We start from the raw sequence: 13,719 nt of genomic DNA on the forward strand, positions 1-13,719 counted from the left end.
AACAGCTAAAACAAAAACTCCAGGTTATGAAAACAAAAACTTTATTTTTGATGATTGTTGCCCTTTCGGTTAACCTTACGAGGGCGCAGGATGTCACGACTGTAAATGCAAAAAACAGTGACATTAGTGATAATCTTGACTTGCGTGCGGTCGCGTCTATCTTTGGCGAATCGGCAAATCTTGAAGACTTTGAGAAGCGCCTTAACGATCCCAAGGCGCAGATTTCAAATTTAGACCTCAATAATGACGGTAAGGTGGATTACCTGAGAGTTATCGAATCAACCGAATCCGGTACCCACCTGATTGTTATCCAGTCGATACTCGATAAAGATGTCTTTCAGGACATCGCTACGGTAGAAGTCGAAAAGGATAGCAATAACGAGGCACAGGTTCAGGTTGTAGGCGATGTTTACATGTACGGTCCGAATTATATATATGAGCCTGTATATGTTACCCGCCCCGTAATTTACAGTGTCTTTTGGACCGATTATTACAGGCCATATTATTCACAGTATTATTGGAATTACTACCCAAGTTATTATTATACCTGGGCGCCTTACCCTATTTACCGTTACAGAAGGCATATCGATGTGTGCATCAATGAGCACAATCATTACAATTACGTCAATGTGAGGCGAAGCCAGCGTGCAGTCACGCTATACAGCGGCAGACGAAGCAATGGTTATGAAGTGTCACACCCAAACCGATCTTTCTCTCAACGAAACAATAATGTTTCCAACCGTTATGAGCTGGACCAGACGAGAAAAACACTGGCAGCGGAAAGGGTTAATTCGGCGCCTAGGGTAACAAGGTCAGGTAATACCTCACTTTATGGAACCCGAAATAACGCGGCAACAGGTTCAGTAAGAGCCACCACTCCGCGAACCAACGCGGAAACCAGGGTTAGAGTGAACACACCTACGCGGGGGCAGTCAGCAAATAATGAGATGCCGGTTCGTACAACTCGCTCAGAAACGGCAACCGCCCCTTCGAGAACCTCAGTTCAAGAGGTCAGGCAATCTACTCCTGTGCGCACTGAGACCAGTGTCAGGACGGTAGCGCCGGCTAGGACAATACAGACAGAAACCCACCAGTCAGCTCCGGTACGGACTGAAACGAAAACCAGAACCGTTCAGCCGGCAAGGTCATCAGCTCCTGCAAGAAGCCAGGGCAGCAGTTCCGGTGCAGAACGAAGAAACGCAAGAGGATAGCCTCACTCAAATAAACCAACAAGCCTGAAAACACTTTCAGGCTTTTTTATTTACAGTCACTTTGGATTACATTTGCACCGTCCGCGAAAATGTAAGTAACTTACTAAATAGACAAAATGATTTCATTCCTCAAGTTAATACGCATCCAGAACCTGCTTATGATTGCCATTATGCAGTTTATCTTAAAATACGGTTGTCTTGATTTGCGCAATATCCCAACAGCCCTGAATCACTGGCAGTACGCGTTGCTGGTGCTCTCGACCCTGCTGATTGCGGCCGGCGGATACGTTATCAACAACATAGCTGATCAGGAAACCGATTTCATTAATAAACCCAACAATGTCATCGCCGGCAACAGGATCTCCGAAAGCCTGGCGTACAATATCTACGCAGCGCTGAATGTATCCGGCGTCGGGATTGGCTTTTATTTGGCCAATCTGATTGAGAAACCAGGATTTGCTGCAATTTTCATTGTCATTTCGGCGACGCTTTACCTTTATGCCACCAGTTTCAAAAGGAGCTTCCTGATCGGCAACATTCTTATTGCTGCAATAACGTCAATGAGTGTCATTATTGTTGGGATTTTCGAATTGTACCCAATGACCGGGCGGAACATTTCATTTGAGGAGCAACGCACACTGGCGTTATTTTTCGAAGTCATACTCGATTATGCCTTATTCAGTTTTGCAATCAACCTGATACGCGAGATGACCAAAGATGCAGAGGATATCGAAGGCGACAGTGCATTGGGAATGAATACGCTACCAATCGTACTGGGTTTGGAAAAGACAAGAAAAATTCTTTTTGCACTGGCACTTTTGACTGTCCTGGGATTGCTGTATTATATCAACACGTATTATATTACGAATAGTCTTTACATCATGTCGGCATATATGCTGGTCTCGGTTTTGGGACCATTGGTTCTTTTTATGGTAAAAGTATTGTCGGCCCAGAGCCCAAAGGAATTCCATCGATTGAGCAACCTACTTAAGTTGGTTTTGTTTTTCGGGATATTGTCTATACTGCTCCTAAACATCACAATAAAATATGCTTAGCCAAAAACTGAAAAACCATCACATCATTCTCGCATCAGGATCTCCGCGACGCCAGCAATTGCTCCGTGGCCTTGATATTGATTTTGAAGTCAGATTAAAAGATGTGGAGGAAATATACCCCGACAGCCTCCGAGGAAAGGAAATCACCGAGTACTTAACCAAACTGAAAAGTGATGCATTCGATGCCCTACTAGCGCCAAACGACATCCTGATTACGAGCGATACCATCGTTTGGTTTGAGGACAAAGCATTGGGTAAGCCTAAAGATGAAAAAGAGGCGTTGCATATGCTGCGATCGCTTTCGGGAAATACGCATCTTGTTATCACTTCAGTCGGATTCCGGACCCATAAGACATTTGATGTGATCACTGAAACCACACGTGTGACATTCAATCCCCTGACCGACGAGGCAATCCGTTATTACGTCGAAAATTACAGGCCTCTTGATAAGGCTGGATCATACGGAATCCAGGAATGGATTGGGTTTGTCGCGGTTTCCAAGATTGAGGGTTCCTACGCGAATGTTATGGGATTCCCGGTGGACCGGGTTTTCGAATATCTTTCGGCTATTTCTAATCTGTAAATTCTATAACTTATTAAGTATTTTCCGTAATCCATTTTCACGGAATAAAAGTGAATTTTGTTCATTATTATTAGGAAAAATTGTGCAAACCCTGCACGATACTAATAGCTGAACAAAATGAATGAAACTATAAAGTTGCCGTTTTACGCCCGTATCGCACTCATCCTCGTAGGCCTGATCGCGCTGTTCTACATTTTTTATGTGAGTCAGGACATTATCGTCCCGGTAATTTTTGCGTTCATTTTTTCCATCCTGCTTCGACCTGTAATGCAGTTTTTCAGAAAACTGCGCTTTCCGCATGTACTGGCGGTTATATTTACCGTGCTCATATTTGTGTTGGTCGTGTTGGGAATTATCATTTTTCTTTCGGTACAAATCAGCGATTTTACCGAAGATTGGGGTATGATCAAAAAGAATTTCACAATACACCTCTCACACCTTCAGGAGTATGTCAGGGCTCATTTTGACATCAGCCGCCGCGAGCAGCAGGAGTATATCGACAGCGCTACAAAGGATACGATGAAAACCGGTAAAGCCATGCTTGGCACCACTTTGCTCAGTTTTACCGATACCCTGATGAGCCTGATTCTGGTTCCCATCTATATGTTCCTGATGCTGTTGTATCGGACCCATTTCATGAAATTCCTCTGTAAATTGTTTAAGTCTGAGCATCATGCGAAGCTTGAAGAAATCATTACACAAATTAAAATTGCCGTCAAAGGATACATTACAGGACTGATAATTGAAATGGTAATCGTGTCGATACTGACTATGGTAGGCTTTATGATAATCGGTGTAAAATATGCGATTCTCCTGGGACTGCTTACGGGACTGCTTAACCTGATTCCTTATATCGGTATATTATTTGCCGGATTCCTGAGCATCGTGGCCTCTTTGACCGGGTCTCCGGACCTTTCGATCATACTCGGTGTCATCATCGTCAACTTCATAGTGCAGTTTATCGACAACAACATCCTTGTGCCAATGATTGTAAGCTCAAAAGTTGAAATCAACGCTTTTATCTCAATCCTCGGAATTATCATCGGAGGGGCAATTGCGGGCATTCCGGGCATGTTCCTGGCCATACCGCTGATTGCAATCATGAAGGTGATCTGCGATCGGATTGATTTTCTCGAACCCTGGGGATATTTGGTCGGGGACGACCTTCCGAAAACCTACCAATGGCGTAAGATAAAATTTCCGCTCTACACCTACGAAAACAGCGCCACAGTACACGTCGCCGAAGAAATCAAAAAGCCCTTGTTCACGGTCACTTCCACCGTTCCGAAACCGGAAGAAGGAACTGAAGAAAGTAAACCCAACAAACCATCTGAATTGCCATGACAAACACTACGCCCATCAAAAGAATCGGCTACTATGCAAGGAAGAAAACCATTGACGTCACTGAGGGGACGATCAGCAACAGCAACAAATTCAAAAAATTTGCCGTAGATACGGCTGATGTGTTCCTGTTTCTTTTTAACGTCGTCAGGAATACGTTCTCACGAGGTTTCGAATTTCGTGAATTCACGAAACAATGCTTTGAGATCGGGAACAAATCCCTGCCGCTTATTTCCATTACCGGTGTTATTATTGGATTGGTACTGACGATACAATCGCGTCCGGTACTGGTTGATTTCGGTGCCGAGACCATGCTTCCGGGCATGGTTGCGATATCAATTATCAGGGAAATGGGTCCGGTAATCTGTGCGCTGATCTGTGCCGGAAAAATCGGTTCAGGAATGGGTGCCGAAATTGGGTCGATGCGTGTTACAGAGCAGATTGATGCCATGGAAGTCTCATCCACCAATCCCATCCGATTCCTGATCGTACCACGCGTGTTGGCTGCCACACTGATGCTGCCCTTATTGGTTTTATATGCGGATGCACTGGGTATCCTCGGAAGCTGGGCCGGAGCAAATATTAAAGGCGATGTAAGTTTTGTGCTTTTCATTACGCAGGCATTTGGCGATGTGGAATTTATAGACCTGATCCCTGCATTTATCAAGACTTTTTTCTTTGGTGCCGTTATCGGACTCACAGGCTGCTACAAAGGCTATAATGCCGGGAGGGGAACCGAAAGTGTAGGGATTGCAGCCAATTCTGCCGTAGTCATGGCTTCGCTGCTTGTTATTGTTGTTGACCTCATTGCGGTACAAATCACAGATATGCTATGAAAGAAAATACTACACCTACCGAAAACGTGATTGAAGTCCGGAACCTGTACAAAGGGTTCGGCGGCATGCAGGTGCTAAATGATTTGTCGTTTGAGTTGCGCAGGGGCGAGAATCTTGTAATACTTGGGAAATCGGGTACAGGGAAATCCGTTACGATCAAGTGCATCGTACGGCTGCTCACCGCCGATTCAGGCAGTATCAATGTCATGGGCCAGGATGTAAACCAACTCAAGGAAAAGGAGCTTGACGGGATCCGCCAGAAAATCGGTTTTCTTTTCCAGAGCGGCGCCTTGTACGATTCAATGACTGTGAGGCAGAATCTCGAATTCCCACTTCGCCGTATCAAAAAGGACCTGTCCGAAGCCGACATTGAAGCCAAAGTAAAGGAAGTGCTGGAGAACGTCGGGCTTCCTGAAGCGATTGACAAAATGCCCTCAGAACTGTCAGGCGGTATGCGCAAAAGGATCAGTCTGGCCCGAACAATCATCGTAGATCCGCAAATCATGCTTTATGATGAGCCCACGACAGGACTTGATCCGGTAACATCGCACGAGATCAGCCTGCTTATCAACGAGATCCAGCATAAATACAAAACCTCATCTATTGTCATCACGCACGATATCGAGTGTGCCAGGACAACCGCAAACCGAATGATCATGCTGAAGGAAGGCAAGGTATACAAGGAGGGTAAGCCCCAGGAATTCGAAAATACCGATGACGAGCTGATCAATTCCTATTTCCAAAGTCAAAATATAAAAAATCTAAAAACAACTTAAAATGGAAGCAACGAACACTACTTACAAATTGCGCCTCGGAATTTTCATCATCGTCGGAATCACACTTTTCTTCGCCGCAATCTTCATTATCGGCAAGCAGAAAAACCTTTTTGATCCGGTTTTTACGCTCACTTCTAATTTTCGCAATGTAAGCGGACTGCAGGTTGGCAACACCGTGCGGTTTTCCGGAATCAACGTGGGGACTGTGGACAATATCCGCATCGTCAACGACTCGACCGTCAAGGTGAGCATGCTGATCAAGAAGGATGTGCAGCGATTTATAAAAGCGGACAGTGAAGCCGGTATCGGTTCAGAAGGAATTATCGGCGACAAGGTTATCGTACTTTCACCGGGGAATTACAAGTCAGGTATCGTAAAGGACGGCCAGCTTATTGCCTCGTCTGAACCTGTTGAAACCGACGCCATCATGCAAAGCCTTTCGGTCACTGCAGACAACGCGGCTGTAGCTTCGGAAGAAATAGCAGACATCCTTATCAAAATCAATAAAGGAGAAGGTACCCTCGGTCGCCTGATCCAGGATAAAAAAATGGCTGAAAATATCGACGCGACTTTAGGCAATCTTAAACGAAGCAGCAAAGGGCTTGAGGAAAACATGGAAGCGGCCAAACATAATTTCCTTTTACGCGGTTACTTCAGGAAAAAAGAAAAAGCTAAAAAAGAAGCGGAGGAGAAGGCTAAAAAAGAGGCAGAAAAGAAGGCTGAAAAAGCTAAGGATGCCAAAGAGAAGAAGTAAATACTTCATCCGTACTTGCGCTTGTTTCCGGCTAAAGATTGCAATATCTCCAAATATTATAAACTATAAAAAAAGTTGTGTAACGCAAAATTTTGAAGTCTGAGGCATCTTTGTAACGTATTACCAAACCAACCAAAATATGAAAAAATCAATCTTACTTTCAGCGTTTTCACTGTTTGTTTCCCTTACATTTTTATCATGCAAAAACAATGAGGAAAAATTAAAGGATGCACAAAAGGACATGATCCAGGCACAAAAAAAGCTGATCAAGGCCGAAAGTGAATCGATGCGCCAGTATGAGAATTACAGGATGAAAGTCAGCAAGCGGATTACTGACAACGAGCTCGCCATCGCCGATCTGAAGATCAAAGCCATTGATGGCACGATGAGCCAGAAAGAAAAGTACAACGCTCAGGTTGAGAAGTTGGAAATCAAGAACATGGAGCTAAAACAAACGCTCGATGCCTACGGCAGTTATAACGCCGATACCTGGGATAGTTTTAAAAAAGACGTTGATGCGCGGGCGGCTGCGCTGGAAAAAGATTTCGAAGCCATAAACAGAAAATAAATCCATAATAACCTAAATAAAAACGACCATGAAAAAGAGAACCGCCATTTTATTCCTGTTAGCCAATATGGCTTTATTCAATGCAAACGCGCAGGAAACGACCGCAACAGTAGCTGATAATAGAGAAGCTATCCGCTTCGGGGTAAAAGCAGGGATTAACCTGTCTAATGTGTATGATGACAACGACAATGATTTCGTCGCTGACAGCAAAGTCGGGTTTGCCGGAGGGGCATTCCTTACAATTCCGATTGGCCAGGTACTTGGCTTCCAGCCCGAGGTGATGTATTCTGAAAAAGGATTTAAAGTCACCGGATCATTCCTGGGCAGTGATTACGAATACAAAAGGACCAACACATACATTGACATCCCGCTTCAGTTGCAATTCAAGGCGAGTCCCGTTTTCTCCATCCTGGCCGGGCCGCAGTTTTCATACCTGATCCAGACGAAGAATAATTTTAACGACGGCCAGTTTACAAACGAACAGGAAGCAGATATCAACGGCGAAAATTACAAGAAGAATATTTTCGGTTTTACCGTTGGTGCTGATTTGAACTTCGACAATTTCGTGATCTCTGCGCGTGGCGCCTGGGACATCAGTAAGACAGACAGCGACGGCGGTTCATCTAACATCAACTACAAGAACCAGGTGCTGCAACTCGCTGTAGGTTACGCGTTTTAAGGGAAATTTTGCTATAGAAAATAATTATAATCATTCATTAATTTAAATACAACTAAGATGAGTACAGGTAAAGTAGTTTTAGGAGCGCTGGCCGGATTGGCAGCAGGAGCAGTTTTGGGAATCTTGTTCGCACCGGATAAAGGTTCGGCAACACGCGGAAAAATCGCCAAAAAAGGAAAAGATTCTGTTGACGGCTTGAAGCAGAAATACACTGATGTAATCGACCAGATTTCATCGCGTTTTGAATCAGTAAAGGACCGCGCGTCAGACTTTTATGAAGAAGGAAAAGAAATCGCTTCAGAAGCCAGGTCGAGTGCTGCCAGCGCTGCAAACGCGGTAAAATAATTATTAAATGTCAGGAATTATGAAAGATAAAGTAGTGCTGGTCAGCGAACTTTTTGACAAGGCAGAGCAGTATGGTAAAACCACAATACAGCTTTACCGCCTTAAAGCCATTGATAAAATCACTGACGTTTTTGCGTCTGTGGCTTCCAGGATCATCATTGCGGTCAGCATTGCTTTATTTTTCTTTTTGCTGACCATCGGTTTGTCGCTGTATATCGGCGATCTGCTGGGGAAATCGTATTACGGTTTCTTTGTCATGGCAGGTTTTTACGTAGTCGTAACCGCCATTCTGGTTTTCATCCGAAAAAAATACATTGAACTCCGTTTCAATAATTATGTAATCAAGGAAATCTTTAAAGAAAAAAAACGCGATGCAACCAATTAACGACGATTATTCGCTCGGACAGGCGATCAGGGCGATGGAATTTCAAAGGGAAGCTGAAATGCATGATCTTACATCACATTTCCACCATACCGTAGAGAGCCTCAACCCTAAAAATATCATCAGGGACAAAATCGCGGATATTGCCGGCGGATCTACCCTGAAAAATAAGATTATAAAATATGGCGTCGGACTTCTGGGCGGATTTATCGCAAGGAAAGCCATTGTCGGCAAATCACATAATTTCTTCAAAAGGATGCTCGGAAACGCCGCGCAGGCAGCCGTTTCAGGAATGATCCTCAAAGCGCCGCTTACGCCGAAAACCAGGCACGAATCCGATTCCCTGATGGATTGATCCAACCCCGAACCATTGGCGAAAGTTTTTTTCGTACGGGAACTTTTCTTACATTGTTCATCCAAAAATTGCTGATGCCATCAAAATACCCCTCTCTTTTATTGCTGTTGTTTTTCCTCTGCGTAAGCGTCTCAGCCCAGGTTAAGCCGGCCGTGAAGGATTCTGCGGCGATGTACAGGAAAATCGAGAAGTATTCGAAACGCAGCAAGTTCATGAAGGCCATGCACAAACTGATTTTCGAACCTACGGAAGTCAAAAAATCAAACCCGATCCGCAAGCCGCGGAAAAGAAAATACAAAGCCTTTGAAGGCAAGATCATCCGAAAGATTGAGGTCACGACCCTGGATCCTTTCGGATATTCTGTTACAGATACCACCAAACGGCCAAAAAACTGGGCCGAAAAAGCAGGAAACCGGTTTCATATCAAGTCCAGCCAACTTGCCATTAAAAATATACTGCTCATAAAGAGGAATCGGCCGCTCGATACACTACTGGTTCGGGAATCCGAGCGTTTGGTACGTTCCCAGCGTTTTGTAAGCACAGTACTGATTGACGCTGAACCCATTCCCGGAAGTCCTGATTCGGTCGACGTCTACGTACGCGTACTCGATTCATGGAGTCTTATTCCGCGTGGTTCTTTATCGAGTACCCGGACGACTATCGAACTCGACGAACGCAATTTTCTGGGCTCGGGTCATCAGTTCGAGAACAAGTTCACCAACCGGATTGAGGATGGCAAAAACGCATACCGTATGAAATATACGGTACCGAATATCCTCAATACATTCGTGAGGACTACGGCGTTGTACCAGATAGATCTCGACGGCTATTACGGAAAAAGCCTCAATATTGAACGGCCGTTTTATTCGCCGTATGCCAAATGGGCGGGCGGTGTGTATATCGATCAGCAATTCCGCAGGGATTCCCTGCCTGATAAGAATATGGCTTACGCGAGCCAAAACCTTAAATATTATTCGCAGGATTACTGGGGCGGACACGCCATCAGGATTTTCAACGGAAATACCGAGGATGAGCGGACCACAAACCTGATACTGTCCGCACGCGCGCTGCATGTGCAATTTCGTGAGAGCCCCGCTGCGGCATATGACTCAATTAATTTTTTCAGCGGCGAGAAGCTCTACCTGGCCGGTATCGGGATATCGTCACGGCAGTTCGTCGAGGACAAGTACCTGTTTAACTACGGCATAGTGGAAGACGTGCCGGTAGGCAAGATTTACGGTATTACGGGAGGCTACCAGTTTAAGAACGGCAGCAAACGGCCCTATGTCGGCGCGCGGGCATCTTACGGCAATTATTTTAAATTCGGTTACCTGAGCACCAATTTTGAATACGGCACTTTTTTTAATGAGGGGAAGGCAGAGCAAACGGCCTTCTCATTCCAGGCAACTTATTTCACAAACCTTTTAGAAAGCGGAAAGTGGAAATTCCGGCAGTTCATCAAGCCTCAATTGATTTTAGGGACTAACCGGCTTAACTCGATCGGCGACCGATTGACGATAAATGAAAGCAGTGGCTTCCAGGGGAACTACGGCGCCGGTTTTCAGGGAAGTAACAGTGCCGGTATTCAGGGTTTTAACAGCGCGGTTTATGGTACCAAAAAATTGGTGCTGGCTTTGCAGACGCAGGCTTATTCGCCTTGGAATCTTTGGGGTTTCCGATTGAACCCCTACCTGAACTATACCGCTGCGATGATTGGCGATGACCGCGTCGGACTGTCTAAAAGCAAGGTGTATTCGAGTTTGGGCATCGGACTGATCATCAGTAATGACTATCTGGTGTTCAGTTCGTTCCAGCTGTCATTGGCGTACTACCCAACCATTCCGGGCGAAGGAACTAATCTCACCAAGACCAATACATTCGAGACGGAGGATTTTGGCTTACAGGATTTTGAATTTGGAAAGCCGCGCACGATTATTTACAAATAGTCGGGTACAAACGGAAAACGGCTGATCCGATGTGCCGCCGTAGCAAGCGTAAATTTTCTATTTTTGCATTCCGTAACCCAAACTGTGTATCAATGTCCAGATTCCCCAGACTCCAGGAATATAAAGCCTTGTTTTACCGTATCCTGCTGGCCTACGTCTTTTACTTCGTGGCCAGACTGTTGTTTTACTGGTACAACGCCACACTAATCCCGATAGATGGCCCGTGGGAATTCCTGACGCTTTACTATCATGGGCTCGCGTTTGACACTACCGCCATCCTTTACGTAAATGCGCTGTTCATAGTATTTTCGATCCTGCCATTTACCGTGAATACCCGTCCGGGGTACCAGAAATTCCTTTTTTACCTGTATTTTATTACAAACCTGATCGCATACGCTGCCAACTTCATCGACTTTATTTACTACCGATTTAATTTTGGAAGATCGACAGTGGCCATCACCGATTCAATAGCGCATGAATCCAATAAGGCTTTGCTTTTCTGGAACTTCCTCACAGGATACTGGCACGTATTTCTGTTGTTTTTTGTCATGGCCGGACTTTGGATCTGTTTGTACAGGAAATTCAAAGTGAAGCCGGACCGTATCTTGTTTTACGGGCGGTATTTCGTTGCTTCGGTCGTCGCGTTCCTGGCGATAACCGCACTGACAATTGGCGGTATACGCGGCGATTTTAAGAAAAGCACCCGACCGATCAACCTCATTGATGCCAGCCGTTACGTACGTGTTGCGAGCCAGGCAGATATTGTGATGAACACGCCTTTCGCCATTATCCGAACCATGTTCAGCAACAGTTTTAAAAAAATTAACCTGGTTTCCAATTCCGATATTGAGGCATTGGTGGTGCCTGTAAAACAATACCACAACAACCCGCCGTCAAAGCCGAATGTCGTCATTTTCATACTCGAGAGCAACGCCCGGGAGTATTACGGATGCCTCAATAAAAATACGCAAATCCCCAACTATCGGGGGTACACGCCTTTTGTAGATTCACTCGCACAGCACAGCCTGATTTTTACCAATGCCTATTCGAACGGGCACAAGTCAATCCATGCGGTATCATCAATACTCGCAGGGATACCATCGTTTAAAGACGCATTTACGTCATCACCATACCCGAAACAACCCACGGAATCCCTGGTCTCTACACTTGAAAGTGAAGGGTATGCCACGTCTTTTTTCCATGGCGCACCAAACGGGTCGATGGGCTTCCTGGGATATTCGAATATTTTGGGCACAGATCGGTATTTTGGCAAAACGGAATACAATAATGACGATGATTTTGACGGGGTATGGGGCATCTGGGATGAACCTTTTTTCCAGTTTTTTGATCGTGAACTCAACAAGCAAAACCAACCTTTTTTAGCAACCCTGTTTTCGGTTTCCTCGCACGAACCGTACAAAGTCCCTGCCAAATACGAAGGTAAATTCCCGAAAGGTGACGTAAATATCCACCAATGCATAGGCTACACGGATTATGCGTTGAAGCAATTTTTTGCAAAGGCCAAATCGCAACCCTGGTTCCGGAACACGATATTTATTCTCGTCGGCGATCATGGCAACACCGTCTTTTACGATGAATACAAAAAGGAATTTAACCGCAACGCCGTAGCAATGATGATCTATCGTCCGGACGGCAAATATGCTGGCGTGAATGATGATTTTGCACAGCAGATCGACCTGTATCCGACGGTTTTGGATATGATCGGATATAGCAAACCGTTCAGAAGTTGGGGGAGGAGCCTCATCAGTGATACCAAAGTGCCGCCGTTTGTCATCAAGTATTCGGCCAATCTGTATCAGATGATGTCCGGCAATTACATCTGCACTTTTGACGGAAAAAAAGCCGTCGGTTTTTATGCGAAAACCGACAAAGGCATGGAACACAACCTGATCTCAAAGCGCAATCCGGAAATGAACCTGCTCGAACGGCGTTGTAAAGCATTCCTTCAGGATTATATGGAACGGGTTATCGATAAGCGACTGGGCGGCAGTACGATGAGATGATGATCAGAAACTTACCGTGCCTTTAAATCCGCTGAGAAAAGCCAACACAACGCCCAGCGTAAAAACCATCAAAATGATGGAAAGGATGTAAAACACAATCAACCGCCAAAGTTTACCCCACCATTTGTAAATTCCTTTCGTTGCATTTGCATACACCCACGAAGGATAAAAGAACATGGTCAGCAGGATCAGGAGTACGGCATAATCAGCGGCATCGGGCATGCCTGGCAATTGCACCAGAAAAGCTACGGTAAAAAAGGCCAATCCGATAACCAGTTCACCCAATAGACAAATGCCGCCTAATATGAGGTGTTCTGCAAGGTTCAGTTTCAGTCTGCCGAATACAATATATGCCGATAGTCCTACAATCGGGACGATGCCCAGTAGGATGAATTTAATATTGTCCCTGAAAAAACCGGAGGCATCGTAGGAACCGTCGGGAAGTTTCCGTTGTACATGCTCCTCGGGTAAAAAACTATCGTAAAAGTGGTTCAGCACGATATTCAATCCGATAATAAGCAAGCACAGGTAGAACACGTTGTAATACCTGATGCGTTTCCCTGAGATATAATCCAATGCGGCTTGTCCCGGCCTTACGAAAGCCTCCCTGATTGTAAATAATATGCCGCGCTCTAAATGCCATACGCCATGAAGAAAATCATGCAGCAGAAAATGTTTCAGGACAATGCGGTGCGTATCGGTCTTTTGCCCGCAATCAGGACAGAATTTGCTGTGTACAAGCTTGCCGCAATTCAGGCAGGAGTTATGGTGCATCGTTCGGGAATATGGGCTAAAAATAGAAAAAGGCTTTGATTAATGAAAGCCTTTTTAAACGATTTTCAGGTTCTCAGATGTTGAAAATAC

Annotated in this window: 15 protein-coding genes; 14 read left to right on the forward strand and 1 reads right to left on the reverse strand. The window is 45.1% G+C overall.

All coding sequences use genetic code 11. The features are described from left to right. Positions 1-26: 26 nt before the first annotated feature. The 14 genes from HYN48_RS10185 to HYN48_RS10250 all read left to right on the forward strand — a co-directional run bounded on the left by HYN48_RS10185 (position 27) and on the right by HYN48_RS10250 (position 12,855). The gene (locus HYN48_RS10185; RefSeq protein ID WP_108371342.1) at positions 27-1,211 is read left to right on the forward strand and encodes a hypothetical protein; all 1,185 of its coding nucleotides are present in this window, start codon (positions 27-29) and stop codon (positions 1,209-1,211) included. Between the two features lie 116 nt (positions 1,212-1,327). Then, a complete protein-coding gene (locus tag HYN48_RS10190; RefSeq protein ID WP_108371344.1) occupies positions 1,328-2,266 on the forward strand; it encodes a geranylgeranylglycerol-phosphate geranylgeranyltransferase in 939 nt (312 codons plus the stop codon). Further along, positions 2,259-2,849, forward strand: coding sequence for a Maf family nucleotide pyrophosphatase (locus tag HYN48_RS10195; RefSeq protein WP_108371346.1), 591 nt, complete (start codon positions 2,259-2,261; stop codon positions 2,847-2,849). Before HYN48_RS10190 ends, HYN48_RS10195 begins: the two co-directional genes overlap by 8 nt. A gap of 117 nt (positions 2,850-2,966) precedes the next feature. Continuing rightward, on the forward strand, positions 2,967-4,193 hold the full coding sequence (locus HYN48_RS10200) for an AI-2E family transporter (RefSeq protein ID WP_108371348.1): 1,227 nt from the start codon (positions 2,967-2,969) through the stop codon (positions 4,191-4,193). Further along, entirely contained in the window at positions 4,190-5,026 is an 837-nt protein-coding gene (locus tag HYN48_RS10205; protein WP_108371351.1) for an MlaE family ABC transporter permease, read from the forward strand. Before HYN48_RS10200 ends, HYN48_RS10205 begins: the two co-directional genes overlap by 4 nt. Then, a complete protein-coding gene (locus tag HYN48_RS10210) occupies positions 5,023-5,802 on the forward strand; it encodes an ABC transporter ATP-binding protein (protein WP_108371353.1) in 780 nt (259 codons plus the stop codon). The genes HYN48_RS10205 and HYN48_RS10210 overlap by 4 nt, the downstream gene beginning before the upstream one ends. A gap of 1 nt (position 5,803) precedes the next feature. Continuing rightward, positions 5,804-6,556 carry an MlaD family protein gene (locus HYN48_RS10215; protein WP_108371355.1) on the forward strand — a complete coding sequence of 251 codons (753 nt, stop codon included), beginning with the start codon at positions 5,804-5,806 and terminating at the stop codon, positions 6,554-6,556. A gap of 139 nt (positions 6,557-6,695) precedes the next feature. Beyond that, positions 6,696-7,124, forward strand: a complete 429-nt coding sequence (locus HYN48_RS10220; protein WP_108371357.1) for a hypothetical protein — start codon at positions 6,696-6,698, stop codon at positions 7,122-7,124. A 28-nt stretch (positions 7,125-7,152) separates the two neighbouring features. Then, entirely contained in the window at positions 7,153-7,803 is a 651-nt protein-coding gene (locus HYN48_RS10225; protein ID WP_108371359.1) for a porin family protein, read from the forward strand. A 57-nt stretch (positions 7,804-7,860) separates the two neighbouring features. Next, positions 7,861-8,148, forward strand: a complete 288-nt coding sequence (locus HYN48_RS10230) for a YtxH domain-containing protein (RefSeq protein ID WP_108371361.1) — start codon at positions 7,861-7,863, stop codon at positions 8,146-8,148. 19 nt (positions 8,149-8,167) lie between these two features. Further along, positions 8,168-8,533: a hypothetical protein gene (locus HYN48_RS10235; protein WP_146171766.1), complete on the forward strand. Its 366-nt coding sequence runs from the start codon at positions 8,168-8,170 to the stop codon at positions 8,531-8,533. Continuing rightward, the gene (locus HYN48_RS10240; protein WP_108371366.1) at positions 8,520-8,885 is read left to right on the forward strand and encodes a hypothetical protein; all 366 of its coding nucleotides are present in this window, start codon (positions 8,520-8,522) and stop codon (positions 8,883-8,885) included. Before HYN48_RS10235 ends, HYN48_RS10240 begins: the two co-directional genes overlap by 14 nt. 74 nt (positions 8,886-8,959) lie before the next feature. Further along, positions 8,960-10,831 (forward strand): BamA/TamA family outer membrane protein, encoded by a 1,872-nt coding sequence (locus tag HYN48_RS10245; protein ID WP_245945946.1) that lies wholly within the window; start codon positions 8,960-8,962, stop codon positions 10,829-10,831. A 92-nt stretch (positions 10,832-10,923) separates the two neighbouring features. Beyond that, complete coding sequence (locus tag HYN48_RS10250; RefSeq protein ID WP_108371368.1) at positions 10,924-12,855, forward strand: LTA synthase family protein; 1,932 nt, start codon at positions 10,924-10,926, stop codon at positions 12,853-12,855. Positions 12,856-12,858: 3 nt separating this feature from the next. Here HYN48_RS10250 and HYN48_RS10255 read toward each other — a convergent pair whose 3' ends face one another. Then, complete coding sequence (locus tag HYN48_RS10255) at positions 12,859-13,629, reverse strand: DUF3667 domain-containing protein (RefSeq protein ID WP_108371371.1); 771 nt, start codon at positions 13,627-13,629, stop codon at positions 12,859-12,861. Positions 13,630-13,719: the final 90 nt, after the last annotated feature.

The sequence above is a fragment of the Flavobacterium magnum genome (assembly GCF_003055625.1).
GTDB lineage: Bacteria > Bacteroidota > Bacteroidia > Flavobacteriales > Flavobacteriaceae > Flavobacterium > Flavobacterium magnum.

Bases quoted from the DNA above. Each gene is read 5' to 3' on its own strand.
- HYN48_RS10255 (WP_108371371.1), bottom strand. From the start codon at position 13,629: ATGCACCATAACTCCTGCCTGAATTGCGGCAAGCTTGTACACAGCAAA.
- HYN48_RS10205 (WP_108371351.1), top strand. From the start codon at position 4,190: ATGACAAACACTACGCCCATCAAAAGAATCGGCTACTATGCAAGGAAG.
- HYN48_RS10240 (WP_108371366.1), top strand. From the start codon at position 8,520: ATGCAACCAATTAACGACGATTATTCGCTCGGACAGGCGATCAGGGCG.
- HYN48_RS10185 (WP_108371342.1), top strand. From the start codon at position 27: ATGAAAACAAAAACTTTATTTTTGATGATTGTTGCCCTTTCGGTTAAC.
- HYN48_RS10195 (WP_108371346.1), top strand. From the start codon at position 2,259: ATGCTTAGCCAAAAACTGAAAAACCATCACATCATTCTCGCATCAGGA.
- HYN48_RS10190 (WP_108371344.1), top strand. From the start codon at position 1,328: ATGATTTCATTCCTCAAGTTAATACGCATCCAGAACCTGCTTATGATT.
- HYN48_RS10250 (WP_108371368.1), top strand. From the start codon at position 10,924: ATGTCCAGATTCCCCAGACTCCAGGAATATAAAGCCTTGTTTTACCGT.
- HYN48_RS10210 (WP_108371353.1), top strand. From the start codon at position 5,023: ATGAAAGAAAATACTACACCTACCGAAAACGTGATTGAAGTCCGGAAC.
- HYN48_RS10230 (WP_108371361.1), top strand. From the start codon at position 7,861: ATGAGTACAGGTAAAGTAGTTTTAGGAGCGCTGGCCGGATTGGCAGCA.
- HYN48_RS10200 (WP_108371348.1), top strand. From the start codon at position 2,967: ATGAATGAAACTATAAAGTTGCCGTTTTACGCCCGTATCGCACTCATC.
- HYN48_RS10245 (WP_245945946.1), top strand. From the start codon at position 8,960: ATGCCATCAAAATACCCCTCTCTTTTATTGCTGTTGTTTTTCCTCTGC.
- HYN48_RS10220 (WP_108371357.1), top strand. From the start codon at position 6,696: ATGAAAAAATCAATCTTACTTTCAGCGTTTTCACTGTTTGTTTCCCTT.
- HYN48_RS10235 (WP_146171766.1), top strand. From the start codon at position 8,168: ATGAAAGATAAAGTAGTGCTGGTCAGCGAACTTTTTGACAAGGCAGAG.
- HYN48_RS10225 (WP_108371359.1), top strand. From the start codon at position 7,153: ATGAAAAAGAGAACCGCCATTTTATTCCTGTTAGCCAATATGGCTTTA.
- HYN48_RS10215 (WP_108371355.1), top strand. From the start codon at position 5,804: ATGGAAGCAACGAACACTACTTACAAATTGCGCCTCGGAATTTTCATC.